Origin of the sequence: Achromobacter sp. K91, from assembly GCF_003576205.1 — a bacterium.
In the GTDB taxonomy this organism is placed as follows: domain Bacteria; phylum Pseudomonadota; class Gammaproteobacteria; order Burkholderiales; family Burkholderiaceae_B; genus Achromobacter; species Achromobacter aegrifaciens.
Window position 1 is genome coordinate 153,114 of sequence record NZ_QWFB01000026.1, and the last position, 24,584, is coordinate 177,697.

24 protein-coding genes are annotated in these 24,584 nt (G+C 63.0%); 14 read left to right on the forward strand and 10 right to left on the reverse strand.

From position 1 onward, the window contains the following. Nucleotides 1–57: 57 nt before the first annotated feature. Both DXK93_RS07895 and DXK93_RS07900 read right to left on the reverse strand, forming a co-directional pair. Complete coding sequence (locus tag DXK93_RS07895; RefSeq protein WP_119449770.1) at nt 58–1,542, reverse strand: sensor histidine kinase; 1,485 nt, start codon at nt 1,540–1,542, stop codon at nt 58–60. Then, nucleotides 1,532–2,209, reverse strand: coding sequence for a response regulator (locus DXK93_RS07900; RefSeq protein WP_054455828.1), 678 nt, complete (start codon nt 2,207–2,209; stop codon nt 1,532–1,534). Before DXK93_RS07900 ends, DXK93_RS07895 begins: the two co-directional genes overlap by 11 nt. Nucleotides 2,210–2,698: 489 nt before the next feature. Here DXK93_RS07900 and DXK93_RS07905 point away from each other — a divergent pair, with 489 nt between their 5' ends. Next, nucleotides 2,699–4,066 (forward strand): ClcB-like voltage-gated chloride channel protein, encoded by a 1,368-nt coding sequence (locus tag DXK93_RS07905; RefSeq protein WP_119449771.1) that lies wholly within the window; start codon nt 2,699–2,701, stop codon nt 4,064–4,066. Nucleotides 4,067–4,123: 57 nt separating this feature from the next. On the opposite strand, the gene DXK93_RS07910 is transcribed toward DXK93_RS07905, so the two are convergent. Further along, complete coding sequence (locus tag DXK93_RS07910; RefSeq protein ID WP_054455825.1) at nt 4,124–4,576, reverse strand: GNAT family N-acetyltransferase; 453 nt, start codon at nt 4,574–4,576, stop codon at nt 4,124–4,126. Between the two features lie 218 nt (nt 4,577–4,794). Between DXK93_RS07910 and DXK93_RS07915 the strand changes: the two genes are divergently transcribed. Next, complete coding sequence (locus tag DXK93_RS07915; protein ID WP_125470748.1) at nt 4,795–5,100, forward strand: hypothetical protein; 306 nt, start codon at nt 4,795–4,797, stop codon at nt 5,098–5,100. A gap of 25 nt (nt 5,101–5,125) precedes the next feature. Here DXK93_RS07915 and DXK93_RS07920 read toward each other — a convergent pair whose 3' ends face one another. Further along, nucleotides 5,126–5,683 (reverse strand): hypothetical protein, encoded by a 558-nt coding sequence (locus DXK93_RS07920; RefSeq protein WP_054455823.1) that lies wholly within the window; start codon nt 5,681–5,683, stop codon nt 5,126–5,128. Nucleotides 5,684–5,725: 42 nt separating this feature from the next. Here DXK93_RS07920 and DXK93_RS07925 point away from each other — a divergent pair, with 42 nt between their 5' ends. Further along, a complete protein-coding gene (locus DXK93_RS07925) occupies nt 5,726–6,082 on the forward strand; it encodes a transcriptional regulator (RefSeq protein ID WP_054455821.1) in 357 nt (118 codons plus the stop codon). Between the two features lie 32 nt (nt 6,083–6,114). Here the strand turns inward: DXK93_RS07925 and mnmE are convergent, their stop codons facing one another. After that, nucleotides 6,115–7,467, reverse strand: a complete 1,353-nt coding sequence (gene mnmE, locus DXK93_RS07930; RefSeq protein WP_119449773.1) for a tRNA uridine-5-carboxymethylaminomethyl(34) synthesis GTPase MnmE — start codon at nt 7,465–7,467, stop codon at nt 6,115–6,117. A gap of 115 nt (nt 7,468–7,582) precedes the next feature. On the opposite strand from mnmE, the gene DXK93_RS07935 reads away from it, so the two are divergent. The 10 genes from DXK93_RS07935 (at nt 7,583) to DXK93_RS07980 (ending at nt 18,385) form a co-directional block, all read left to right on the forward strand. Beyond that, the gene (locus tag DXK93_RS07935) at nt 7,583–9,169 is read left to right on the forward strand and encodes an ABC transporter substrate-binding protein (protein ID WP_119449774.1); all 1,587 of its coding nucleotides are present in this window, start codon (nt 7,583–7,585) and stop codon (nt 9,167–9,169) included. Between the two features lie 7 nt (nt 9,170–9,176). Continuing rightward, on the forward strand, nt 9,177–10,151 hold the full coding sequence (locus DXK93_RS07940) for an ABC transporter permease (RefSeq protein WP_042795861.1): 975 nt from the start codon (nt 9,177–9,179) through the stop codon (nt 10,149–10,151). Continuing rightward, a complete protein-coding gene (locus DXK93_RS07945) occupies nt 10,148–11,068 on the forward strand; it encodes an ABC transporter permease (protein WP_054455815.1) in 921 nt (306 codons plus the stop codon). The genes DXK93_RS07940 and DXK93_RS07945 overlap by 4 nt, the downstream gene beginning before the upstream one ends. Nucleotides 11,069–11,079: 11 nt before the next feature. Continuing rightward, a complete protein-coding gene (locus DXK93_RS07950; RefSeq protein WP_119449775.1) occupies nt 11,080–12,081 on the forward strand; it encodes an ABC transporter ATP-binding protein in 1,002 nt (333 codons plus the stop codon). After that, nucleotides 12,078–13,094 (forward strand): ABC transporter ATP-binding protein, encoded by a 1,017-nt coding sequence (locus DXK93_RS07955; RefSeq protein WP_119449776.1) that lies wholly within the window; start codon nt 12,078–12,080, stop codon nt 13,092–13,094. The genes DXK93_RS07950 and DXK93_RS07955 overlap by 4 nt, the downstream gene beginning before the upstream one ends. A gap of 28 nt (nt 13,095–13,122) precedes the next feature. Next, complete coding sequence (locus DXK93_RS07960; protein ID WP_054455809.1) at nt 13,123–14,322, forward strand: M20 aminoacylase family protein; 1,200 nt, start codon at nt 13,123–13,125, stop codon at nt 14,320–14,322. A 325-nt stretch (nt 14,323–14,647) separates the two neighbouring features. Next, complete coding sequence (locus DXK93_RS07965; protein WP_119449777.1) at nt 14,648–15,553, forward strand: TauD/TfdA family dioxygenase; 906 nt, start codon at nt 14,648–14,650, stop codon at nt 15,551–15,553. A gap of 51 nt (nt 15,554–15,604) precedes the next feature. Then, a complete protein-coding gene (locus tag DXK93_RS07970) occupies nt 15,605–16,648 on the forward strand; it encodes an ABC transporter substrate-binding protein (RefSeq protein ID WP_119449778.1) in 1,044 nt (347 codons plus the stop codon). 1 nt (nt 16,649) lies between these two features. Beyond that, complete coding sequence (locus DXK93_RS07975) at nt 16,650–17,495, forward strand: ABC transporter ATP-binding protein (protein ID WP_054455795.1); 846 nt, start codon at nt 16,650–16,652, stop codon at nt 17,493–17,495. Between the two features lie 11 nt (nt 17,496–17,506). Then, nucleotides 17,507–18,385 carry an ABC transporter permease gene (locus DXK93_RS07980; RefSeq protein WP_119449779.1) on the forward strand — a complete coding sequence of 293 codons (879 nt, stop codon included), beginning with the start codon at nt 17,507–17,509 and terminating at the stop codon, nt 18,383–18,385. A 79-nt stretch (nt 18,386–18,464) separates the two neighbouring features. Here the strand turns inward: DXK93_RS07980 and DXK93_RS07985 are convergent, their stop codons facing one another. The 5 genes from DXK93_RS07985 to rpmH all read right to left on the reverse strand — a co-directional run bounded on the left by DXK93_RS07985 (nt 18,465) and on the right by rpmH (nt 22,721). Further along, complete coding sequence (locus DXK93_RS07985) at nt 18,465–19,913, reverse strand: catalase (RefSeq protein WP_119449780.1); 1,449 nt, start codon at nt 19,911–19,913, stop codon at nt 18,465–18,467. A 255-nt stretch (nt 19,914–20,168) separates the two neighbouring features. Beyond that, nucleotides 20,169–21,845 carry a membrane protein insertase YidC gene (gene yidC, locus DXK93_RS07990; protein WP_119449781.1) on the reverse strand — a complete coding sequence of 559 codons (1,677 nt, stop codon included), beginning with the start codon at nt 21,843–21,845 and terminating at the stop codon, nt 20,169–20,171. 48 nt (nt 21,846–21,893) lie between these two features. Then, nucleotides 21,894–22,166 (reverse strand): membrane protein insertion efficiency factor YidD, encoded by a 273-nt coding sequence (yidD, locus tag DXK93_RS07995; RefSeq protein ID WP_059376344.1) that lies wholly within the window; start codon nt 22,164–22,166, stop codon nt 21,894–21,896. Next, nucleotides 22,163–22,534, reverse strand: a complete 372-nt coding sequence (locus DXK93_RS08000; RefSeq protein ID WP_013397083.1) for a ribonuclease P protein component — start codon at nt 22,532–22,534, stop codon at nt 22,163–22,165. The genes yidD and DXK93_RS08000 overlap by 4 nt, the downstream gene beginning before the upstream one ends. A 52-nt stretch (nt 22,535–22,586) precedes the next feature. After that, nucleotides 22,587–22,721 carry a 50S ribosomal protein L34 gene (rpmH, locus tag DXK93_RS08005; RefSeq protein ID WP_003816025.1) on the reverse strand — a complete coding sequence of 45 codons (135 nt, stop codon included), beginning with the start codon at nt 22,719–22,721 and terminating at the stop codon, nt 22,587–22,589. A gap of 396 nt (nt 22,722–23,117) precedes the next feature. Between rpmH and dnaA the strand changes: the two genes are divergently transcribed. Continuing rightward, nucleotides 23,118–24,584, forward strand: coding sequence for a chromosomal replication initiator protein DnaA (gene dnaA / locus DXK93_RS08010; RefSeq protein ID WP_054455790.1), 1,467 nt, complete (start codon nt 23,118–23,120; stop codon nt 24,582–24,584).

Here is a 24,584-nt window from a genome sequence, read left to right on the forward strand (position 1 = left end):
CCGCAATAACGGCCCCAGTGGACGCAACCGTACAAAAACGAAGCTTTCCAAAAGCTTTCAAATTCCGCCGTTTTTCTGGTGCGGCGCAGCATCTTCCGGGCGTTCCAGGGTAAACACCAATGCCGCTCTCAGGCCCGGCAAGGGCACCCGATTCTCCAGGACCAGCCGCGCCCCCAGGATTTCGGCAATCGTCCCGACAATGGCAAGCCCCAAACCGGCCCCGGGCTTGTTCTTGCCGGCGGCGCCCCGGCGAAAGCGGATGCAGGCGCGGGCAATGTCCTCCGCCGACATACCCGGGCCGCTGTCCTCGACCACCAGCCTGGCCTGGCCAGTGTCGATCTGGACCCTTACCGTGACTTCTCCCGCAGACGAGGTGTAACGGATGGCGTTGTCCACCAGGTTGCTGACCGCCTCCCTCAGCAGCCAGTCCGCCCCCTGGACCACCACCGGGCGGATCTCGGCTTCCAGGCCTATGTCGAGCTGGCGGGCTCGGGCGGTCGGCAGCAGGCTGCGGATGACCCCATCAGCCAGCTCCACCAGATCCACTGGCTCGGGGCTGAAACCGCCCTCGGCCAGCGAGGCGTCTTTAGCGCGCGCCAGCGCGAGCATTTGGTTGGTGGTGCGTACCGCCCTGTCCAACCCCTCTTGCATCGCCAGAAGGGCTGTACGGACCTCCTGGGGGTCTGTTTCACGCAAGGCATAGGCCGTCTGGGTCCGCAAAACCGACAAAGGGGTGCGCAACTGGTGCGAGGCGTCGTCCAGGAACTGGCTCTGGACCCTCGCCTGAGCCGCAAAACGGGCCATGTGGAGGTTTACGGCCGCGACTAGGGGTAGGACCTCCCCTGGCATGTCCGACGCGCTCACGGGGCTTAAATCGTCCGCAGAACGCCCTTCCACCTCCTGACGCAGCCTGGCCAGGGGACGCAGGGCCATGAAAACGCCCAGGACGATCACCAGGACGCTTATCAGGATCACGGCCAGGTCCCGTTCCACCGAGCGTACCAGCACTTGGTGCAGGAAGGCCTGCCGGGTATCCAGGCCTTCGGCCACCTGCACGATAACCCGTCCCCCTTTGTTGGCGTATAGCGGAGGATCCATGGGGCGCGCCAGCGCCGCAACGCGCACGGGCGTGCCCTGGTAGTCGGCATAGAAAAACCGCGGTTCCCCCGAAACCAGCGGCTCGGCAGGCATCGGCAGGCCAGGACTGCCGATTTCGGCCAGTCCGTCCTCCGTGGCAACCCGGTAGAACACGCTGCCATTGGCCGTCAGCTCGAAAAATTCCAGCATCAGGTATGGCTGCTCCATGGCTAATCCACCGCTGGCTGTGGATATGTTGTGGTCGATCGCGCGCAGCGCTCCAGAGAGCGAACGGTCGTAGGCAATGTCGACCTGGTTGCGCAGCTGGTGGTTCGACAGCCACAAGGCGCCCATCATCACGAAGACCAGGGTGGGGATCAGCCACCAGAGGAGCTGGCTTTTCAGCGTGCGATTACGTTTTTTTGCCGCGAAAAACCCCTTTTTTTCCGCACTTCTAGTTGTCAACAAGGTTCTCCAGGCAGTAGCCCATGCCTCGCATGGTCACGATCTGCACACCGGTATCCGCCAATTTTTTGCGCAAACGGTGCACCAGGACCTCGATGGCCTCCAGGTTGATGTCTGCATCGTCCGTCAGGATGCGATCCAGGATCTGCTGCTTGTTGATGGGTTCGCCGCTTTTTTGGATCAGTACCCGCAGAACCGAGTGTTCACGTGGGGATAACTGCAAGGGCTGTCCGTTGACCGTGAATTTTTGAGCGGAAGTTTCGAAGGCCAGGTTTCCCAGCGTGAGCCGCGGGTGCTCTCTCCCGCGGCTGCGACGGATGAGCGCGATCAGCCGCGCTTCCAACTCTTCCACAACAAACGGTTTCGGCAGGAAATCGTCCGCTCCCTGGTGGAGCGTCCCGATTTTTTCGGCCAGCGAATCGCGCGCGGTCAAGACCAGCACCGGCGTACGGTCGTCCCGCGCGCGAATCTTCGCGAGCAAAGCATGGCCATCCATGCCCGGCAGTCCCAGATCGAGGATGACGGCATCGAATTCTTCCATCGCCAGCCTTCTTTCGGCTACCAGCCCGTCATCAGCCCATTCAACGACGAAACCAGCGTGCCTGGCCAGGCTTCTTGAAAGCCAGCGTGCAAGTTCGGCTTCGTCTTCTATCAGAAGGATGCGCATGGACGGAGTCCGGGGGGGGATGGCTGGGCGGAATGGGAGAGCATGTTTGGCTTTTCCTTTATTTCTCTTTATATAAAGACTAATGATTAATAAGGCCTGTGGATAACTACCTTAACCTTGAAAACCTATTTTTTTTCATCAGCTTGCGACCGTTTTTGGCTGTGCAAGAACTCTGTGTGGGAAAAAAGCTGAAGTTGGACAAGATTTTGGACCCTGTCCGAAACCCCTGCTTGTTCAACTTGCCTCCACAAAATGTGCACAAGGCGTCTACTTAGGAGTTATCCACAGGGCGTTTCTGCCGGACGGGTTCCAAAAACGGCCCTTTTACCCCGAAAAACGTCCGGTTGCCACCCTGCTTTTTTGCCCTCCCAGGGGCGTTTAGAGGCCCTCCAGGGCGTTCGCGGAAAGGGGCATTCGAGGGGAGGCGCGCAGCCATTCTTGACTGGGAACTGAACAAAAAGTGAGCAGGTTCCGCCGTAGAATTCCGCCATGGCGACAGAAATCAGAATCAAGAAATCAGGTTGGGCAATCTGGCTGAGAAGCCGTTTGTTGGCGGACAATTTGCCGGCCACGCTTTGCGCGGCGGCGCTGATGGGCCTCTTGGGGGCGCTGGCCACCGTGGTCTTTCGCGAAATGCTGGCCTGGACACAAATCGTGCTGGGCGGCGAGGACACTCCCCACGGCATGGTGTCTTTGGCGCGCGGGCTGAGTCCCTGGCAACGCTTCCTGATGCCGGCCATAGGCGGCGCCATCGCGGGCGCGGTCCTGCAAATGGCGGCCAGGTGGTTGCCCAAGCGCGGCGCGGCGGACTACATGGAGGCGATTTCCATCGGCCGCGGGGTCATCGGCTTTCGCCAGACCGTCGCGCGCAGCCTGTCATCGATTTTTTCCATCGGCTCCGGCGCCTCGATTGGCCGGGAAGGTCCCATGGTGCAGTTGGCAGCGATGTTGTCATCCCTGACCGGCCGCTATCTGGTGCTGCCTCCCAGGCATCTGCGTCTGCTGGTCGCCTGTGGCGCCACGGCGGGGATTACTTCCGCCTACAACGCGCCCATCGCCGGAGCCCTGTTCATTTCCGAGATCGTTTATGGCGCGATAGCTTCAGCCACGCTGGTGCCGCTGGTCGTATCGTCGGTCGTTGCGAACATTGTGACGCGCCAGATCCTGCATTACGACGCGGTTTTTCATATGCCGCCCTTCACTTTCGTGTCCGGGTGGGAAGTCATCAACTATCTGGGATTGGGAGTGATCGCCGGCCTGGCGGCGCCGCAATTCCTGCGCTTCCTGGACACTGCACGCGCCGCGTTCGGCCGCGTACCCGCGCCGTTGTGGGTGCGCATGGCCTTGGGCGGCCTGATTGTCGGCGCCTTGTCAGTCGTGAATCCCGAGGTCTGGGGCAATGGCTACAGCGTGGTCAACAGCATGTTGCATACGCAGTGGGCCTGGCAGGCGGTGGCCGCCATTCTGCTGTTGAAAACGCTGGCCACCGCCGCCAGCGTGGGATCGGGCGCGGTAGGCGGCGTTTTCACGCCGACGTTATTCGTGGGGGCGGCGCTGGGCGCCTTGTACGGGACCGGCCTGCAGGCTCTGTTCCCCGCTGGGGATCTGTCGGCGGTATCGAGCTATGCGGTGGTGGGCATGGGGGCGTTGCTGGCCGCCACCACCTATGCGCCATTGATGTCCATCCTGATGATTTTCGAGATGACACTCAGCTACGAAGTCATGCTGCCGCTCATGCTGGCCTGCATCACAGGCTACGTGATTGCGCATCGGATAAGGCCGGATTCGGTCTATGCGAAATCGTTGGCCAGCAATCGGCGCGCGCAGCGCGTCGTTGTCAAGGAACGTGATGAATGACGGTATTTCACTAATACGAGTAAATACTCGTATTAGTGAAATAAGGAAAATAACCCCTTAAATAAGGGGCTTTTTCATGAAAACTCGCTTCAGACCGATTTCCTCGGCGCGATGGGTTTCCACATAACCGTATCGCGTGTAGATCGCGATGTTCTCGGTCATTTTCTCCTGCGTGTACAACCGGATGCTGGCATAGCCGGCCTGGCGCGCCGCGGTTTCCGCGAACTGCATCAGGTCGCGGCCATAGCCCTTTCCCTGCGCTTGCGGATCCACCGCGATGTTGTCCAGCAGCAGGCAATCGGCTTCCGGAATCAGGACCAGCACAGCTTGCACGGTATCGCGCACACGCAGCACATGGACCACGCCCTGCGTGACGCGGGCACGGTAATCATCAAGCATCGGTCCGGGCGTCGCGCCGATGCGCGCAACATAGTGGCCATAGGCTTGCGCGACGATTCGTTCGATGTCAGGCAGATCGTCGAGGCTGGCGAGGCGTATGTCAGGGTGCATGCGAGGTCCGGATGAAGCGCTGCCCGGCGTGGGCGGATTTCCCGGAAATATAGGACGTCCGGACCGTCGCAGGATTATTTTTATAATTAGTTATAAAATTTATAACTAATAGTTCGCTTGTATACCCCGAAGATGATGTGCGATCACCGCAGAAAGTCGCAGAGTGATTCCGCAAAGGAGTGTCGATGGCACCTAATACGTCTTTCCCGGGGAACAGCGTGTCCGACAACCTGTGGAACGACTATGCAAAGTTCTTCGAGGCTTGTTCAGGCGTGCTGGACCGGGTCGAGCAGCACAGGGATAGCGGCATCGCCTTGTCGGAGAGTGAGTTGTCGGAGTTGAGAACCATGGCGCTCAACCTCAATACATTCGGCCGGGTGCTGCATGGAAAAAGAGCGCGGGAAATGCGCCTGCTGGCTGAGCGTGCCGAACGGGCATTGGGCAAGGCCGAAGCAGCCTCGGCGCTTGCGCCGATACAGGAAGACAGCGAGTCCGAAGATGACCCGGCCGCAGTGACGGGCTAAGCCCCAGGCAGGTTCCTTCAGGCAGTCAGGCAGCGCGCCGGCGCAGGACCGCGCGTCCCAAGGCGCTGATTACCTTGAGCGTATATAACACGAACAAGGATCCCGTAATGTCCCCGGTCAGCATCGCGATGAAGCCGTCGGCGAGCGCGGCTCTCTCTCCCTGGAGAAAGAACCAGAGATGGTGAATGGTCGTATTCACTACCGCATAGACTACGGCGCAGATCAGCAGACGCCAGGCCGTAAGGTTGGCCAGGTCGGGCTGCAATCGCAGTGCCGAACGGGCCCAGCGATAGGCCAGGTAGGGAGCGGCAGCGGCCATGATGCCCCCCGCCACGGAGCGGAGCATGTCGTCAGGAAAGTAGTAGCAGAAGCAGGCGATCCACGATCCGGCCAGCAGCCCGAGCGCCGCAGGCAGGCCAAACAGCAAGGTGCATATCAGGCGCACGCCCGCCGGCAGATAGATCCAATTGATGCCCCGCACAAACTCAAGATTGGTGAACACCCATTCATTGACCGCCAGACTGCCCAGGAACAGCGCCATCGTCACCAGAGCCCACTTACCCTGATCTAGAATGTTCCCCATACCTCGAATTCCGCCGCTTGTCAGTCGCTGCGTCCATTATCCATGAAAGAAAAAAAGAGACCCGCTGACATCTACATGCGTTTTCTGCGCCTGACCGATGCGCTGCGCGGCCTGCCCGCGCTGCCGTCGCTGGATCCCCTGGAAGAACGCATACTCACGCTGATCGCGCGCGCGTCGCAGGAACAACGCCGCTTGTCCGTGCGCGATGTGATGGCGGTGGATAGCATAGGGTCACCCGCGACCTTGCACGCGCGCTTGAAATCGATGCGCGAGAAAGGCTGGGTGCTGCTAGTCGATACCGAGGACGCGCGCCGCAAGCAGGTCGAACTCAGCCAGGCGGCGTTGTCGCATTTCGACCGCTTGTCGGAATGCCTGGTGGAAGCGGCGCGCAAGCCCTGAGCTGCAGCGCTGCAACATGCCGCCGCGCAGGCTTATTTCCCGATACAGAAGCTCGAGAAGATCTCGCCCAGCAGATCGTCGCTGGTGAACTTGCCCGTGATGCTGGACAGGCTGTCATGTGCCAGCCGCAGTTCTTCCGCAAACAAGTCCAGTACGCGGTCGTCCTGTTCCGCATGCGCGCCGGCCAACTCCAGATGTTCCGCCGCATCTTGCAAGGCGTGCAGGTGTCGCTCGCGCGCGAGCCACGGGGATTCGCCGCCGGGATTCCAGCCTGCGATGCGCAGCAACTCTGCACGCAGTTCGTCCAGGCCCGCACCGCGCTTGGCCGAGATTCCAAGTTCCTGAGGACCGGCGGCAAAAGGCGTGGACAACAGATCCACCTTGTTGAAGACCTTCAGCACAGGCGTGCGCGGCGGCAGGCGCGCGGTGATCTGGGCGTCCAGCTCGTCGCCGGGCTGGGTGGCATCCTGCAGATGCAGGATGACGTCGGCGCGCTCGATTTCCTGCCAGGTGCGCGCAATGCCTATGCTTTCCACCGTGTCCTCGGTTTCCCTGAGGCCGGCGGTGTCGACGATATGCAGCGGCACGCCGTCGATGTGGATCTCCTGCACTACCTTGTCGCGGGTGGTGCCCGCGATCGGGGTGACGATGGCGATGTCGTCGCCGGCCAGCGCATTGAGCAGGCTGGACTTGCCGACGTTGGGCTGGCCGGCTAGCACCACGTGCAGGCCTTCGCGCAGAATCACGCCCTGGCGCGCTTGCGCGATCAGTTTGGCGAGGTCCGCGGTCAGCGCTTCCAGGGTCGGGCGGGCTTGATACTTCTCGAGGAAGTCGATTTCCTCTTCGGGGAAATCCAGCGTCGCTTCGACCAGCATGCGCAAATGGATGATGCGGTCCGACAGGTCGTTCACGCGCGCGGAAAAATCGCCCGAGAGCGACGCCATGGCGCCGCGCGCGGCCGCTACCGACGAGGCCTCGATCAAATCGGCTACGGCTTCGGCCTGAGCCAGGTCCATGCGGTCGTTGAGGAAGGCGCGGCGCGTGAATTCGCCCGGCTCGGCCAGCCGGATGCCAAGATCGCGGCCGGCGGCCAGACAGCTTTCCAGCACGCGGCGCAGCACGGCGGGGCCGCCATGCCCTTGCAGTTCCAGCACGTCTTCGCCGGTATAGGAATGCGGCGCGCGGAAATAGATGGCGATGCCTTCGTCCAGCAATTCGCCCGTGCCGGATTTGAACGGCAGGTAGTGCGCATGTCGCGGCGTGAGTTCGCGCTGGAACAGGCGCCGCACGAGTTCGGACAGGTCCGTGCCGGAGACGCGGACGACGCCGATACCGCCTCTTCCGGGGGCGGTTGCGATGGCGGCGATGGGGGCGTAGGCGGACATATTTCGGGCAAGGCAAGGCGAGAACAATAAGGGAATATAACTGTTGCGCCGTCCCTTGTTTGCTGGTTAATGTGGCCCGGAGGTTCAAAACCCGAAACAATCCAGGGAGATCACAATGGCATCTCGGTTTTCGCGTGTCTTGGCCTGCGGCTCAGCCGCGGTGATATTGGCCTTCGGCACCTTCAGTTCGGCTATGGCCCGCGATCTGGTGATCGCCTTGAAGACCGAACCTTCGTCGATGGATCCGCAGTATCACGCGCTCACGCCCAATACGCAGATTTCCCAGACCATATTCGATACCCTGGTTGCCACCGATGCGCAGCTCAAGCCGCAGCCCGCGCTGGCCGAGTCCTGGACCGTGGACGGCAAGGTGTGGACTTTCAAGCTGCGCCCTAACGTGAAGTTCTCCGACGGCACGCCGTTCACCGCGGAAGACGTGGTCTTTACGTATGCGCGCGTCCCCAAGGTGCCCAACAGTCCCTCGCCGTTCACGCTGTATCTGGGTTCGGTCGAGAAGACCGAAGCGGTCGATCCCAGCACCGTGCGCATCACCACCAAGGACGTGGCGCCGAACCTGCTGGTCAACCTGGCGCAGTTGCCCATCATGTCCAAGAAAGCGGCGTCGGGCCCCGCGGCCGAGGGCAAGACGACGACGGAACTCAATAGCGGCGACGGCCTGATAGGCACCGGTCCCTACAAGTTCGTGTCCTGGAAGCGCGGCGCCGAATTCGTGCTGGCGCGCAACGACAACTATTGGGGCAAGAAGCCCGAATGGGATCGCGTGGTCTACCGTCCCATCAGCAACGCGGCCGCGCGCGTGGCCGCGCTGCTTGCCGGCGACGTCGACATGATCGAGGATCCCCCAACCGATGACCTGCCCAAGCTCAAGGGCGACAAGAAACTCTATGTAGAGGAAACGCCGTCGGTGCGTGTCGTCTACGTGGCGCTGGACCAGTTCGCTGAACCCTCGCCGGGCGTGCAAGGCACCGAAAAGAACCCCATGAAGGACAAGCGCGTGCGCGAAGCGCTGTCGCTCGCCATCAACCGCGATGCGCTGGTCGAGCGCGTGATGGGCGGGGTGGCGTTGCCCGCGGGAAATCTGTTGCCCTACCCCATGTTCGGTTCCAGCAAGGAGCATTCGAAGGCTCCCAAGGCCGACGTGGAAAAGGCCAAGTCCTTGTTGAAGGAAGCTGGTTATCCCAACGGCTTTTCCATCACGCTGGGCTCGCCGTCGGGTCGCTATGTCAACGATTCGAAGGTGGCGCAGGCGATCGCGTCGATGTGGACTCGCATCGGTGTGAAGACCAGCGTGGATGCGATGGCGCCCCCGGTGTTCTTCAAGAACCGCGACAGCTATGCGTTCTCGGCCTATCTGGCGGGCTGGTCCGTGACCAGCGGCGAAATGTCCAACGCGCTGACCTCGCTGCTGGTGACGCGCAATCCCGAAGCAGGTTTGGGCACCACCAACCGCAGCCGCTACTCCAATCCCAAGATGGACGCGCTGGTGAAGGAAGCTTCGTCGACCATGGACGACGCCAAGCGAGCGGATCTGTTGTCCAAGGCCAGCAACATCGCCATGGATGACTACGCCATGCTGCCTGTGCACTTCGAGTTGTCGGTATGGGCGATGAAGAGCGACATCCGCTATCAGGGCCGCCCAGACCAGGTCACGCTCGCGCAGTTTGCAACGCTGAAGAAGTAAGGCGCTAGTGCTTGCAACAATCGTAAGAAGGCTGCTGCAGACCATCGTCGTCATGCTGGTCATGTCGGCGCTGGTCTTTGCCGGCATCTACATGGTGGGCGACCCGGTCTCGATGCTGGCCAGCCCGGAAGCGACCGAAGCGCAACGCGCGGCGGTGCGCGCATCGCTGGGCCTGGATCTGCCGCTGTGGCGGCAGTACCTGATCTTCATGGGCCAGGCGGTGCGCGGTGATTTCGGCAACAGCTTCCTGACGGGCGAACCGGCCATGAGGCTGATCCTGGAGCGCATGCCGGCCACGGTGGAACTGGCCTGTGTGGCCATGCTGCTGTCGGTGCTGATCGGCGTGCCGTTGGGCATCCTGGCCGGCCTCAAGCCCAAGGCAGTGGGCTCGCGCGCGATCATGACGGGCTCGGTGCTCGGTTTCTCGCTGCCTAACTTCTGGGTTGGCCTGATGCTCATCATGGTGTTCGCCGTGATACTCGGCTGGGTGCCGGCGGGTGGGCGCGGCCAGACCGTCAGCATCGGATCGCTGCAGTTGAGCGTGCTGACTTTCGACGGCTGGCTGAGCCTGGCGCTGCCTGCGGCCACGATCGCCTTCGCCAAATGCGCAATGATCATCCGCGTGACGCGTGCCGCCACGCGCGAAGCCCTGCCCATGGACTACATCAAGTTCGCGCGCGCCAAGGGCCTGTCTGAAAAGCGCGTACTGGGCGTGCATCTGCTCAAGAACATCCTGATTCCCGTGGTGACGGTGGCGGGCCTGGAGTTCGGCCAGGTGATGGCCTTCGCCGTCGTGACGGAAACCGTGTTTTCCTGGCCGGGCATGGGCAAGCTGCTGATCGATTCCATCATCAACCTGGACCGTCCGGTGGTGGTGGCGTATCTGCTCTTGATCGTGTTCTTCCTGGTCATGCTGAATCTGGTGGTGGACATCATCTACACGGTGCTGGACCCCCGCGTACGCTTGGATAGCCGCCGATGAACACACCCGCCACCGCCGCCGCGCCCCCGGTTCAGGCCAAGGAGCAGACGCCCTGGCGCCGCTTCCTGTCGGACTTCTTCGCCAGCAAGCTGGCCACGCTGGGTTTGATCATGCTGGTCGTGATCGTGGGCGCCGCGCTGCTTGCGCCCTGGATCGCGCCGCAGAATCCCTACGACCTGGCGACGCTGGACATCATGGACTCCAAGCTCAAGCCGGGCAGCGAAAGCGGCGACGGCAGCATGCGTTATTGGTTGGGCACAGATGGCCTGGCGCGCGACCTGTTCTCGGCCATCCTTTACGGCATGCGCACCAGCCTGTTGGTGGCCAGCGTGTCGGTGCTGGCGGCCTTCGGCATCGGCGCCACGGTGGGCCTGATCGCAGCCTATTTCGGCGGCCGCATCGACGCCTTGCTGATGCGGGTTGTGGATATCCAGTTGTCGTTCCCCGCCATCCTGGTTGCGCTGATGTTGCTGGCGATTCTGGGCAAGGGTGTGGATAAGGTGATCATCGCGCTGATCGTGGTGCAGTGGGCGTATTTCGCGCGCGCCGCGCGCGGCGCGGCGCTGGTCGAGCGCGGCAAGGAATACGTGGAAGCGGCGCGCTGCATGTCGCTGTCGTGGGGGCGCGTGCTGTTCCGTCACGTGCTGCCCAACTGTATGCCGCCGCTGATCGTGATCGCCACCATCGACCTGGCGCATGCGATTGCGCTGGAGGCCACGCTGTCGTTTCTGGGCGTGGGCGTGCCGGTGACGGAGCCGTCGCTGGGCATGCTGATCTACAACGGCTTCGAATATCTGCTGTCCGGTCAGTACTGGATTTCGTTCTTCCCCGGCATTGCGCTGGCGCTGGCCATCATCGCCATCAATCTGGTGGGCGACCACCTGCGCGATGTGCTCAACCCGCGCCACGCGAATTGAGGGCGGGCGCAATGCAGACACCTGTGGAAAAGTCCCCGGCGACGCCCATACTCGAGGTGCATGGCCTGAAGACGCACTTCTACACCCGCAATGGCGTGGTGAAGGCGGTGGACGGTGTGGACCTGACGCTGGCCGAAGGCGAGATCCTGGGACTGGTGGGCGAATCGGGGTCGGGCAAGAGCATCACCGGCTTTTCGCTGATGGGACTGCTGGATGAGCCGGGCCGCATCGTCGACGGCACCTTGCGCTTGAACGGCGAGGACTTGCGCAACGCGACACCCGCGCGCTGGCGCGAGCTCAGGGGCCAGGAGATTGCCATGATCTTCCAGGATCCCATGATGACCCTGAACCCGGTACTGCGCGTCGATACGCAGATGATCGAGGCGGTGCAGGCGCACAGCAAGGTATCGCGCGAGCAAGCCCGCCAGCGCGCCTTGCAGACGCTCGCCATGGTGGGCATCCCTTCGCCCGAGGAGCGTCTGCGCACCTATCCGCACCAATTATCAGGCGGCATGCGGCAGCGCGTGGCGATCGCGATTGCGCTCTTGAATTCGCCGCGCCTGATCATCGCCGACGAGCCCACCACGGCGCTGGATGTGACCATACAAGGACAGATCCTGTTCGAAGTGCAGAAGCTGTGCCGCGAAACCGGCACCGCGCTGATCTGGATCACGCACGACCTTGCCGTGGTCGCGGGCCTGGCGGACCGCGTGTCGGTCATGTATGCGGGGCGCGTAGTCGAAACCGGCACCACGCAGGCGGTCATCAGCCATCCCATGCATCCCTACACGCATGGCCTGATCGCTTCCATACCCACGCCCGAATCCCGTGGCAGGCCGCTGGTTCCGATTCCCGGCATGACGCCGTCGCTGCTCAACCTGCCGCAAGGCTGTGCGTTCCGTGGGCGCTGCCCGCGCGCCACCGACGCCTGTCTGGTCGAACCGCAGCCCGTGGAGGTGCGCCCGGCGCAATGGGTGCGTTGCTGGCATGCCGGAGGACCAGATACCAAATGAACGCCGCAGAACGAGATCCCGCGGTCCCTATCCTGTCGTTGCGCAAGGTCGAGCTGCGCTTCGTGCAGCCCGTGGACCTGGCCGGCCGAATCGCCAACCTGCTGGGCGCCGGTTTGAAGACGCAGGTCGTGCATGCAGTGGCGGGTGTGGACCTGGATGTGCGGCCGGGCGAAGTGATAGGCATCGTGGGCGAATCCGGCTGTGGAAAATCCACGCTGGGCCGTATCGTGTCAGGCATCCTGCCGCCGACGGCGGGCGAAGTCAGCTACAAGGGCCGCGCCGTGAAGGCCATGGCGGGCCCGGAACGGCGTGCCTATGAGCTAGGCGTGCAGATGATCTTCCAGGATCCCTATGCCTCGCTGAACCCGCGTATGCGCGTGCGCGAGATCATCGGCGAGGCGCCCGTGGCGCACGGCCTGGTCCGCGCGCGCGACAAAGCCGAGTACGTCGCCGGGCTGATGCGCCAGGTGGGGCTGGATCCGGCTTTTGCACAGCGTTATCCCCATCAATTCTCTGGCGGCCAGAGGCAGCGCGTAGGAATTGCGCGGGCGCTCGCGCTCAAGCCTTCGGTCATAGTTTGCGACGAGGCGGTCGCCGCGCTGGACGTGTCGATCCAGGCCCAGGTGCTTAATCTCTTCGAACGGTTGCGTGTGGACCTGGACCTGACCTATCTTTTCATCAGCCACAACCTCAGCGTGGTCAGCCACATCTCGGACCGCGTGGCCATCATGTATCTGGGCCGCGTGGTGGAGCTGGCGCCTACCGACACGGTCTTTCAGCGGGCCAACCATCCGTACACGCAGGCCTTGCTGAAGGAACTGCCGACGCTGCAGCCGGGGCGGCGCACCTACCAGCCCATCAAGGGCGAACTGCCGTCGCCGCTGGACCCGCCGACGGGCTGCGCCTTCCACCCGCGTTGCCCGCATGCGATGCCGCGCTGCAAGGCAGAACGGCCGTTGCTGCGTGAAGTCGCCCCGGGTCAGTTCAGCGCCTGCCATCTGAACGATACGTGAATTCAACTCTTACGCCTTATCCACAGCCATGAAAACCATAGACGAAATCGAACGCGCCCACGGCGACCTCACCGCGCTGCGACGGGATATCCACGCCCATCCGGAACTTGCTTTCCAGGAAACGCGCACGTCCGCGCTGGTCGCGGAGCGTTTGCGCGGCTGGGGCCTGGAAGTCCACACGGGGCTGGGGAAAACCGGCGTGGTGGGTATTTTGCGCGGCGGCAACGGCAAGAAAACCATAGGTTTGCGCGCCGACATGGACGCGCTGCCCATGCCCGAGCACAACCGCTTTGCGCACAAGTCCACCATCAGCGGACGCATGCACGGCTGCGGCCACGACGGACACACGACCATGCTGCTGGGGGCGGCGCAATACTTGTCCACACACCGCGATTTCGATGGCACGGTGGTGTTCATCTTCCAGCCGGCCGAGGAAGGCGGCAACGCCGGCGCGCGCGCCATGATGCAGGACGGCCTGTTCGACAAATTCCCTTGCGATGCGGTGTTCGGCATTCACAACATGCCCGGCATGCCGGTCAACCAGTTCGGTTTTCGGGCGGGCCCGACCATGGCCTCCAGCAACCGCTGGGACATCGTCATCAAGGGCGTGGGCGGCCACGCGGCGCAGCCGCATGCATCGGTGGACCCCATCATTGTCGCGGCCGACATGGTGCATGCCCTGCAGACGGTGATCTCGCGCAGCAAGAATCCGCTGGAGCAGGCCGTGCTTTCGATCACGCAGATCCACGCGGGCGACGCCTACAACGTGATTCCCGGCGAAGCCGTGCTGCGCGGCACCGTGCGCACCTATTCGGTGGAGACCCTGGACAAGATCGAGGCGGACATGCGCCGCATCGCGACCACCTTGCCGCAGGTCTACGGCGGGACGGGCGAACTGGATTTCGTGCGCGCATATCCCCCGCTGGTGAATTGGGAAAAGGAAACCGCCTTTGCCGCCCAAGTCGCCGAAGACGCGTTCGGCGCTGAAAACGTGCAGCGCGAGATGCCGCCCTTCATGGGGGCGGAGGACTTTTCCTTCTTCCTGGAAGCGGTGCCTGGGACCTACCTGTTCCTCGGCAACGGCGACGGCGACCATCGCATGGAGACCTATCACGGCATGGGTCCGTGCCAGCTGCACAACCCGAATTACGACTTCAACGACGCCTTGCTGCCGGTGGGCGCAACATATTGGGTAAAACTGGTTCAGGCTTTTCTGCCGAAGTCCTGATCCACGCAAGTCTTTGATTTAAAAGGCGCGGGCTCCCTACGGACCGCGCCTTTTTTCATGGCCGGGCAAGGTTGTACACAGGCTGTCCACCTGCTATTCACCGCCTATCCACCGGGATATCCCCCGACAATCCACCGCTTTTCCCTGGCTTGCCACCAGGCTTATCCCAAGACTTATCCACAGGGTTGAATGCGACCCTAGCCGTCCCTTATATGACGCACAGGCTTGAACAAAGGCCGAATAATTCGTTTGCGTAGGGGTTGCGCGTTTTCATAATGGACCGTTCCTGAGCCGGCCTGGCCGGCATTCGCGCAAGGAGCGATCCATGTCCCAGAGCAACGCGCTGCGCCGGTCCGAGGTGTATGCCGAACCCGCTGCGCAAGCCTTTTCGATCCGCCCGCTGGCAGCCGTGACCGGCGCGGAAATCATCGGTATCGACCTGTCGCGCGAGCTGACCCCGGCCGATTTCGCGCAGGTGCATCGCGCCCATCTGGACCATCACCTGCTGGTGTTCCGCGATCAGCGCATCACGCCGCAGCAGCACATCGATTTCAGCCGCCGCTTTGGCCGTCTGATGATCCACGTGCTGCATCAGTTCCATCTGGCCGGGCATCCCGAGATCCTCATCGTTTCCAACATCGTTGAAGACGGCAAGCCGCTAGGGCTGGGTGATGCCGGCAAGTATTGGCATTCGGATATCTCGTACAAGGAATTGCCCAGCCTGGGGTCGCTGCTGCACGCGCAGGAGCTGCCCACGCAAGGCGGCGACACGCTATTCGCCGACATGCACGTGGCGTACGACACTCTGCCCGCCGCATTGCGAGACGCCATCGAAGGCAAGCGTGCCGTGCATTCCTACCTGGCCAAGTACGGCCAGCTGCAGAAGGAAGGCTCGTGGCGTCCCAATCTCAGCGCGCAACAGGTCGCGCAGGTGCAGGAAGTGGTGCATCCGGTCGTGCGCACGCATCCGGAGACGGGCCGCCGCGCGCTGTTCGTGAGCGAAGGCTTCACCACCCGCATCGAGGGCCTGCCCGAAGACGAGAGCCGCCAGATCCTGGACGAACTGTTTGCCCACAGCATCCGGCCCGAACACATCTACCGCCACCAATGGCAGCCGCATGATCTGGTGTTCTGGGACAACCGCTCGTTGATCCATCTGGCCGGCGGTACGCCGGATCACGTGCGCCGCAAGCTGTACCGCACGACGATCGAAGGCGACGTGCCGTTCTGACGTCGCGCTCCCCATAATTTCGCGCAAAACCATTTATCCACAGGGTCCGCCATGGGTTTTTCCTCCGCTGTACGTGATCGTTTGGTCCAGGCCGCCACCGGCGCGGGCCTGGCGTTGATACTTGCCGTGCTGGCGCTGGCTTCGCCGACGCCGGCCATGGCGGAGGGCCGCATCCGCATCGCCGAGCAGTACGGCATCGTGTATCTGCTGTTGAACGTGGCGCGCGATCAGCAACTGATCGAAAAGCACGGCAAGGCCGATGGTGTGGATATCTCGGTCGAGTGGGCCAAGCTGTCGGGCGGTTCGGCCGTGAACGATGCGCTGTTGTCCGGGGCTGTGGATATCGCGGGGGCAGGCGTGGGGCCGCTGTTGACGATCTGGGACCGCACGCGCGGCAAGCAGAACGTGAAGGGCGTGGCTTCGCTGGGCAATTTTCCCTATTACCTGGTCAGCAACAATCCCAACGTGAAGACGATTGCGGACTTCACCGACAAGGACCGCATCGCGGTGCCGGCGGTGGGCGTGTCGGTGCAGTCTCGCGTGTTGCAGCTGGCGTCGGCCAAACTGTGGGGCGACGCGCAGTTCAACAAGCTGGACAAGATTTCCGTCGCCCTGCCGCATCCGGACGCGGCCGCCGCCATCATCGCGGGCGGCACGGAAATCACGGGGCATTTCGGCAACCCGCCCTTCCAGGAGCAGGAGCTGGCCGAGAATCCCAAGGCGCGCATCGTGCTCAATTCCTATGACGTGCTGGGCGGGCCCAGTTCGTCCACGGTGTTGTTTGCGACCGAGAAATTCCGCAAGGAAAATCCCAAGACCTACAAGGCATTCCAGGCCGCGCTGAAGGAAGCGGCGCAGTTCGCCGGCGCCAACCCGGAAAAGGCCGCGGATACTTATCTGCGCGTTACCGGCGCAAAGCTGGACCGCGATTTCCTGATCAAAGTGATCAAGAACCCCGACGTGCAGTTCAAGCTGGAACCGCAGAATACCTATGCGCTGGCCGAGTTCATGCACAAGGTGGGCGCGATCAAGAATGCGCCGGCCAGTTGGCGCGATTATTTCTTTGACGACCCCGTCACGGCCCAAGGCAGTTGAGATGGGATTGAGCGCTGCCTCCCCTGTGGATAACACCGAAAAGGCCACGCCTTTGCTGGCTGTGGATAAGGTGTCGATCGAATACAAGACGCGCGAAAGGCGCGTGCGCGCCACGCATCAGGTCAGTTTCGACGTGCACGAAGCAGAGCGTTTCATCCTGCTGGGCGCGTCCGGTTGCGGCAAATCCACGCTGCTTAAGGCAATTGCGGGCTTCATCGAACCGACCGAAGGCCGCATTGCCATCGATGGCAATGCCGTGCGCGGCCCGGGGCCGGACCGCATCGTGGTGTTCCAGGAATTCGACCAGCTGCCGCCATGGAAGACGTTGCGGCAGAACGTGGCGTTTCCGCTGGTGGCTTCACGCAAGCTCAACCGGCGCGAGGCCGACGAGCGCGCCATGCACTACCTGGACAAGGTGGGGTTGTCCGCGTTCGCCGATGCCTATCCGCATACGTTGTCCGGCGGCATGAAGCAGCGCGTGGCCATTGCGCGCGCCCTGGCGATGCAGCCGCGTGTGCTTTTGATGGACGAGCCCTTCGCGGCACTGGACGCGTTGACGCGGCGGCGCATGCAGGAAGAATTGCTGGCGCTGTGGGAAGACGTGCGTTTCACGCTGCTGTTCGTCACCCATTCCATCGAAGAGGCATTGGTGCTGGGCAGCCGCGTGCTGCTGCTGTCGCCGCATCCGGGCCGCGTGCGCGCGGAACTGAACGCCCATGCCTACGGGCTGCATAGCCAGGGCTCGGCTGCGTTCCAGTCTGCGGCCAGGCGCGTCCATGATCTGCTGTTCGATGTGGCGCCTGCGGAAAAGTCCGCTGAACTTGCCGCTGAACGGGCCGCGGCCTGAAGGACTTCCGCATGAACAACGCATACGCAGGCGCCGTGCCCATCCGTCCCGAAGTGGAGTACGAGCTGCCGCCCTTGCCCGCGCAAGCGGGCGAAGCGCCCCTGCCCTGGCATGAACGCCTGTGGCAGCACGCCAGCCTGCGCAAGCTGGCGATCCTGGCGCTATTGGCCGGCATCTGGGAGCTGGCGGCGCGCTACACCGACAATGATCTGCTGCTGCCCAGCGCATCGCAGACGGCGGTCGCCTTCGTGCAGGGCATCGCAGGCGGCGAACTGCCGGCACGCGCCGGGCAATCGTTGCGCGTGCTGGCGCAGGGATATGCGGCGGGCGTGCTGCTGGCCTTTGTGCTGACCACGCTGGCGGTGTCGACGCGTTTCGGTCGCGATCTGCTGTCCACCTTGACGGCCATGTTCAATCCCCTGCCGGCGATTGCGCTGCTGCCGCTGGCGCTGCTGTGGTTCGGCCTGGGCGAAGGCAGCCTGGTGTTCGTTCTGATCCATTCGGTGTTGTGGGCGCTGGCGCTGAACATGTACGCGGGTTTTCTGGGGGTATCGGATACCTTGCGCATGGCGGGCCGCAACTATGGATTGAGCGGTCTGCGCTACGTGTTGCAGATTCTGGTGCCTGCCGCCCTGCCCGCCATCCTGGCCGGGCTGAGGATAGGCTGGGCCTTTGCGTGGCGCACATTGATCGCTGCGGAACTGGTGTTCGGCGCGTCCAGCGGCAAGGGCGGCCTGGGCTGGTACATCTTCCAGAACCGCAACGAGTTATACACAGACCGCGTGTTCGCGGGGTTGGCGGCGGTGGTGATCATCGGCCTGCTTGTGGAAAACCTGGTGTTCGACACCGTGGAGCGTTTCACGGTCAGGCGCTGGGGCATGCAGCGCTGATTGTCTCGGCGCAGAGCCGCGCAGCAGCCAAAAAAAGGTGGCCCCTCGGGGCCGCCTTGCGCATGGGGCGCGTCGCGGATTACAGCTTCAGTCCCAGCGCCTTGGCCACGCCTGCGGCGTAGGCGGGATCGGCTTTGCGGAAGTGTTCCAGCTGGCGGCGCTGGATTTCTTCCGGGACGCCGGCCATGTGGCGGCCGATGTTGCCGAACAGCAGCTCCTGCTGTGCAGGCGTCATCAGGCGGAACAAGGCGCCCGGCTGCGAGTAGTAGTCATCGTCCACGCGGTGATTCCAGCGCGCTGCCGCCTGGCCGTCCAGCGCCAGAGGCGGCTCGCCTGCCGACGGGGTTTCCTTCCACTCGCCCGCGCTGTTGGGCTCGTAGTTCAGCGTCGCCCCGACGTTGCCGTCGACACGGCCGGCGCCGTCGCGGTGGAAGCTGTGAAACGGGCAGCGCGGCGCGTTCACCGGGATCTGGTGGTGGTTGATGCCCAGGCGATAGCGGTGCGTGTCGCCGTAGGAGAACAGCCGGCCTTGCAGCATCTTGTCCGGCGAGAATCCGATACCGGGGACCACGTTGGCCGGGGTGAAGGCGGCCTGCTCGACCTCGGCAAAGTAGTTCTCGGGGTTCTTGTTCAGCTCCAGCACGCCGACTTCGATCAGCGGATAGTCGCCGTGCGGCCAGACCTTGGTCAGGTCGAAGGGGTTGATATGGTAAGTCGCGGCGTCGGCCTCGGGCATGATCTGCACCTTCAGCGTCCACTTCGGGAAGTTGCCCTTTTCGATGTTCTCGAACAGGTCGCGCTGCGAGCTTTCGCGGTCATGGGCGACCACTTGCGCCGCTTCCTCGTCGCTCAGACAGGCGATGCCTTGCTGCGACTTGAAGTGGAATTTCACATAGAAGCGCTCGCCGTCCTTGTTGATGAAACTGAACGTGTGCGAACCGAAGCCGTGCTGCTGGCGCAGGTTGGCGGGAATGCCGCGATCGCTCATCAGGGTGGTGACCTGATGCAGCGATTCGGGATTGAGCGACCAGAAGTCCCAGGCGGCGGTGGCGCTGCGCAGGTTGGTCTTGGGGTCGCGCTTCTGGGTGTGGATGAAGTCCGGGAATTTCAGCGGATCACGGATGAAGAAGACCGGCGTGTTGTTGCCGACCAGGTCCCAGTTGCCTTCCTCGGTGTAGAACTTGATGGCGAAACCGCGCACGTCGCGTTCGGCGTCAGCCGCGCCGCGCTCGCCGGCCACGGTCGAGAAACGCAGGAACAGCGGGGTCTGCTTGCCGACCTGGGAAAAGAGGTTGGCGCGGGTGTAGCGCGAGATGTCGTGGGTGACAGTGAGGGTGCCATAGGCGCCCGAACCCTTGGCGTGCACCACGCGTTCGGGGATGCGTTCGCGGTCGAAGTGGGCGAGCTTTTCAATGAGCCAGAAGTCTTCCAACAGCGCCGGGCCGCGCGGGCCGGCAGTCAGCGTGTTGTTGTTGTCGGCCACCGGCGCGCCAGCGGCGGTGGTCAGATGCGTCTTCTTGTCGGTCATAGCACACTCCCTATGAAATGCCTGGAATGCGGGGGCCGCAGAGGGGCCCGCGCCGTGTCTGGGATAGCCCGGCATTGCCGGCCTGGGGCTATCTCCGACACATCATAGGGGTCTTGCCTTACCGTGTGAAGTTGATTGATCTATAAAACTTGATAAAGAATAACTATCAAGAAAATCAGGAATCGGCATCGGTGGCGGCCGTCAGGCGAAAAAAACCGGTCCGCATGGGACCGGTTTCTTGCGCGGGAGCAGATATCAGCGGTTGGCTGCGGCTTCCGTCTTGCGCTGCATGGCGCGGGTGATGGACCACTGCTGGGCGATCGACAGGGTGTTGTTGACGCACCAGTAGAGCACCAGGCCGGCCGGGAAGAAGAACATCATCCCGCCGAACACCAGCGGCATGATCATCATGACCTTGGCTTGGACGGGGTCCGGGGGCGTCGGGTTCAGTTTGATCTGCAGGAACATGGTGGCCATCATGATGGCGGGCAGAATGAAGTACGGGTCGCGGATCGACAGGTCGTGCACCCACAGGATCCACGGCGCGCCGCGCATTTCCACGCTGGCCAGCAGTACCCAGTACAGCGAGATGAACACCGGGATCTGCACCAGCATGGGCAGGCAGCCGCCCAGCGGGTTGATCTTCTCGGTGCGGTACATCTCCATCATGGCCGCGTTGAGTTTCTGCTTGTCGTCGCCGTACTTTTCCTTCAGGGCCTGCAGGCGCGGAGCCACCTGCTTCATGCGGGCCATGGAGCGGTAGCTGGCGGCGGCCAGGGGGTAGAACACGGCCTTGATCAGCACGGTCAGCGCCACGATCGTCCAGCCCCAGTTGCCCAGGATGGAATGCAGCCAGGTCATCAGCTTGAACAGCGGCTTGGCGATGATGGTCAGCCAGCCATAGTCGACCACCAGTTCCAGGCCGGGGGCCAGGGCGGCCATGGCCTTCTGGTCTTGCGGACCGACCCACAGGTGCGAATCGACGCGCGTGGCGGCGCCAGGGGCGATCTCGCCCACGGCCTCGATGCTGCGGGCGGCGTACAGGTTCTTCTGCACTTCCAGCAGTTCGTTGGTGCGCGGCTTGCCCTGCGGGGGCACCCAGGCGGTGGCGAAGTAGTGCTGGACCACGGCGATCCAGCCGTTGTCCGATTGCTTGATGTAGCTGGCCTTCTTCTTTTCGATGTCGCTGAAGGTGATCTTCTGGAACTTGTCCTGTTCCGAGTAGACGGCGAAACCGGTGAAGGTGTGATAGAAGCTGGACGTGTCGGCGGGGTCGTTGCCGTCGCGTTCGAGCTGCAGGTACAGGGCGGGCGACACGGGGCCGGCGCTGACGTTGGCCAGGTCGTGGCGCACGTCGATGTCATAGCGGCCGCGGTGCAGGGTGAACGTCTTGGTGACCTTCACGCCGCCGGATTCGCCCTCGAAGGCGACCACCAGGTTGTCGCCGGTCAGCTGGCGTTCCGAGGACACGACGCGGAAAGGCGTCTGGTGCGTGGGGAAGCTTTGGCCGTTGGGGGCGCCGACCACGCCGGTCTGCACCACGTAGTTCAGGCCAGCGGCGCGGTCCAGCAGCACCGTGGGCTTGTCGGGCTGGCCGGTGGCCGGGTACTTCAGCAGTTCGGCGCGCACCAGCTGGGCGCCCATGGTGTCGAACGTCAGGCGCAGCACGTCGGTCGTGATGACGACTTCTTCCGAGCGCGCGGCAGCAGGCGCGGCGGCGCCGGGCACGGCGGACGCAGCGGCAGCCGCGGGGGCGGGCGTGCTGGGCACCGAAGGCGTTGCGTTGTTGGCAGAGGCCTGCGGCTCGCTCGTGGTGGCGGCAGGCGTGGGGCCGAACAGCGACGGCTTGCCGTTATGGATCTGCCAGTTGTTCCATAGGAGCAACAGCGAGAAGGAAAAAATCATCCAGAGGACGGTTCGTCGGATATCCATGGTGCCTACTGAGGTGAATACGGGCCAGCAAAGCCCGCCAGTTTAGCGTCAATCATGCTCGGTGCGGTGGCTGTGGGAACAGCACGAGGGGCCATTGGTTCCCTTGGAGGGCGGAACCGGGTCCAATCCGCCCGGCGACCAAGGGTGGCAGCGGCCGATGCGCCGGACTGCCAGCCAGAAGCCGCGCCAGGCGCCGTGGCGCTCGATCGCTTCGATCGCATACGCCGAGCAGGTCGGGGTAAAGCGGCACTGCCTGCCGATCCAGGGGCTCAGGAAAAACCTGTAGAACCGGATCGGGGCAATGAGTAAAGCCTTGATCATCGCGCTATCCGCTCAAAGTGAGCGTCCACTTCGGCTCTTGCCGCGCGTTTCAGCGCGGTAAGCGTGGCGGGCGCAACCTTGCTATGCAGGCGCACGACGTAATCTTTGGCCGGCAGTCCCAGGCGCCGATGGCGGAACGCCTCGCGGATGACCCGCTTGATGGCGTTGCGCGTACTGGCGTGGGCGGCGAACCGCTTGGCGATCACCAGGCCCAGACGCGCACAGGCGTCCTGGCCGGGAGGCAGATCATTGGGAGCCGCGCTCACAATGAAGAACGCCCCTCGGGCAAGACGCCGGCCTTTGAGGGCGGCGGCGAACTCGGAGGGGCGATGCAGCCGCGCCTCCGGCGGAAGCGTGGAGCGCGGCATGGACTGCAAAATCAGGCGTCAGGTTTTTCCGGACAAGCCGGAAAAACACGACTTAGACGGCCAGACGCTTGCGGCCCTTGGCGCGGCGGGCATTCAGGATGGCGCGGCCAGCGCGGGTTTTCATGCGCACGCGGAAACCATGGGTGCGCTTGCGACGGGTAACGGAAGGTTGGTAGGTACGTTTCATGGACGATCCACAAAAAGAACAAAAGTCAGAAGGGACCTGCCCGGAAGGGTTCCTGGTCGCGCATTCAGGAAGCGGGTATCTAATGAGCATTTTTGCAACAGGTGCAAAAAAACAGCTCGTAGACGGGGCTCTGACCGGGAAACCCCGGGCGACCTATTAGAAGCAAAACCAGGCAGTTGCGTGGGCGGTAGGCATCGTTAGACACCACTGCCAACAAAGCGCGGCTAAGCTCTCTGTGGAACCTTCTGACAGACAGAATTCGGAAAAGCCCACCATTTCAGCAAGTTTTCCCTGTCTTGTCAAACAGTTAAGACTGCGCCGCACGGACGCTTATGCCCTACCCTGTGGATAACCCCAGCCCAGGCAAGGTAGAATCGAGGTTTGAATAAGAGCGACATGAAAGAATTCTGGCAGACCTGCGTCAGTCGTCTTGAGCAGGAACTCCCCCCCCAACAAATCAGCGCGTGGATACGACCGCTGGTCCCGCTTGCGTACGACGAAACGCAGGCGGTGCTGCGCGTTGCCGCTCCCAACCGGTTCAAACTGGATTGGGTACGGAAGAACTTTTCCCACCAGATCGAAGCGTTGGCCGCGGAGTGGTTCGAGCGTCCGGTGCAGGTGCTGTTCGAGTTGCCGACGCAAGGCGCCACGCCGCGCATGCCGGTCGCGCCCGTACGCGCCGCACCCGCGGCGCCCGCGTATCCGTCCGCTGCTTCCCCTTCAGGCGGCGCGCCGCCACCGATGGCCCCGGTAACGCCTGCACCCGCAGCCCCGGCGACCACGGCGGCCGCGCAGGCCGCGCAAGCGGTGAACGCGGACGCGGCAAGCATCGTGTACGAGCGTTCGCGCCTGAACACCGATCTGACGTTCGAGAACTTCGTGACGGGTAAGGCGAACCAGCTCGCGCGCGCCGCTGCGTTGCAGGTCGCCGAGAACCCTGGCACGTCCTACAACCCGCTGTTCCTGTACGGCGGCGTGGGCCTGGGCAAAACCCACCTGATCCACGCCATCGGCAATGCGATGGTGGCGGCGGGGACCGGTGTGCGCGTGCGCTATGTGCATGCCGACCAATACGTGTCGGACGTGGTGAAGGCCTACCAGCGCAAGGCGTTCGACGACTTCAAGCGTTATTACCATTCGCTCGACCTGCTGCTGATCGACGATATCCAGTTCTTCTCCGGCAAGAACCGCACGCAGGAAGAATTCTTCTACGCGTTCGAAGCGATGGTGGCTCAGCGCAAGCAGATCATCATCACCAGCGATACCTATCCGAAGGAACTGTCGGGCATCGACAGCCGCCTGATCTCGCGCTTCGACTCCGGCCTGACGGTGGCCATCGAGCCGCCGGAACTGGAAATGCGCGTGGCGATCCTGTTGCGCAAGGCGGAATCCGAAGGCGTGCCCATGCCCGAGGAAGTGGCGTTCTTCATCGCCAAGCATCTGCGCAGCAACGTGCGCGAACTGGAAGGCGCGCTGCGCAAGGTGCTGGCCTATGCGCGCTTCCACGGCCGCGACGTGCTGACGGTGGATGTCTGCAAGGAAGCCCTGAAGGACCTGCTGTCCGTGTCCAACGGCCAGATCACCGTGGAGAACATCCAGAAGACGGTGGCGGATTTCTACAAGATCAAAGTGGCCGACATGTACTCGAAACGCCGGCCCGCCAATATCGCTTTGCCGCGCCAGGTCGCGATGTACCTGGCGAAGGAGCTGACCCAGAAAAGCCTGCCGGAAATCGGCGATCTGTTCGGTGGCCGTGATCACACCACCGTGCTGCATGCCGTACGCAAGATTTCCGACGCCCGCGCCAAGCAAGCGGAGCTCAACCATACCCTGCACGTGTTGGAACAAACTCTAAAAGGATGA

Bases quoted from the DNA above. Each gene is read 5' to 3' on its own strand.
- DXK93_RS07965 (WP_119449777.1), top strand. From the start codon at position 14,648: ATGTCCCAGAGCAACGCGCTGCGCCGGTCCGAGGTGTATGCCGAACCC.
- mnmE (WP_119449773.1), bottom strand. From the start codon at position 7,467: ATGTCCGCCTACGCCCCCATCGCCGCCATCGCAACCGCCCCCGGAAGA.
- dnaA (WP_054455790.1), top strand. From the start codon at position 23,118: ATGAAAGAATTCTGGCAGACCTGCGTCAGTCGTCTTGAGCAGGAACTC.
- rpmH (WP_003816025.1), bottom strand. From the start codon at position 22,721: ATGAAACGTACCTACCAACCTTCCGTTACCCGTCGCAAGCGCACCCAT.
- DXK93_RS07975 (WP_054455795.1), top strand. From the start codon at position 16,650: ATGGGATTGAGCGCTGCCTCCCCTGTGGATAACACCGAAAAGGCCACG.
- DXK93_RS07955 (WP_119449776.1), top strand. From the start codon at position 12,078: ATGAACGCCGCAGAACGAGATCCCGCGGTCCCTATCCTGTCGTTGCGC.
- DXK93_RS07960 (WP_054455809.1), top strand. From the start codon at position 13,123: ATGAAAACCATAGACGAAATCGAACGCGCCCACGGCGACCTCACCGCG.
- DXK93_RS07970 (WP_119449778.1), top strand. From the start codon at position 15,605: ATGGGTTTTTCCTCCGCTGTACGTGATCGTTTGGTCCAGGCCGCCACC.
- DXK93_RS07920 (WP_054455823.1), bottom strand. From the start codon at position 5,683: ATGGGGAACATTCTAGATCAGGGTAAGTGGGCTCTGGTGACGATGGCG.
- DXK93_RS08000 (WP_013397083.1), bottom strand. From the start codon at position 22,534: ATGCCGCGCTCCACGCTTCCGCCGGAGGCGCGGCTGCATCGCCCCTCC.
- yidC (WP_119449781.1), bottom strand. From the start codon at position 21,845: ATGGATATCCGACGAACCGTCCTCTGGATGATTTTTTCCTTCTCGCTG.
- DXK93_RS07925 (WP_054455821.1), top strand. From the start codon at position 5,726: ATGAAAGAAAAAAAGAGACCCGCTGACATCTACATGCGTTTTCTGCGC.
- DXK93_RS07905 (WP_119449771.1), top strand. From the start codon at position 2,699: ATGGCGACAGAAATCAGAATCAAGAAATCAGGTTGGGCAATCTGGCTG.
- DXK93_RS07910 (WP_054455825.1), bottom strand. From the start codon at position 4,576: ATGCACCCTGACATACGCCTCGCCAGCCTCGACGATCTGCCTGACATC.
- yidD (WP_059376344.1), bottom strand. From the start codon at position 22,166: ATGATCAAGGCTTTACTCATTGCCCCGATCCGGTTCTACAGGTTTTTC.
- DXK93_RS07950 (WP_119449775.1), top strand. From the start codon at position 11,080: ATGCAGACACCTGTGGAAAAGTCCCCGGCGACGCCCATACTCGAGGTG.
- DXK93_RS07980 (WP_119449779.1), top strand. From the start codon at position 17,507: ATGAACAACGCATACGCAGGCGCCGTGCCCATCCGTCCCGAAGTGGAG.
- DXK93_RS07945 (WP_054455815.1), top strand. From the start codon at position 10,148: ATGAACACACCCGCCACCGCCGCCGCGCCCCCGGTTCAGGCCAAGGAG.
- DXK93_RS07900 (WP_054455828.1), bottom strand. From the start codon at position 2,209: ATGCGCATCCTTCTGATAGAAGACGAAGCCGAACTTGCACGCTGGCTT.
- DXK93_RS07985 (WP_119449780.1), bottom strand. From the start codon at position 19,913: ATGACCGACAAGAAGACGCATCTGACCACCGCCGCTGGCGCGCCGGTG.
- DXK93_RS07935 (WP_119449774.1), top strand. From the start codon at position 7,583: ATGGCATCTCGGTTTTCGCGTGTCTTGGCCTGCGGCTCAGCCGCGGTG.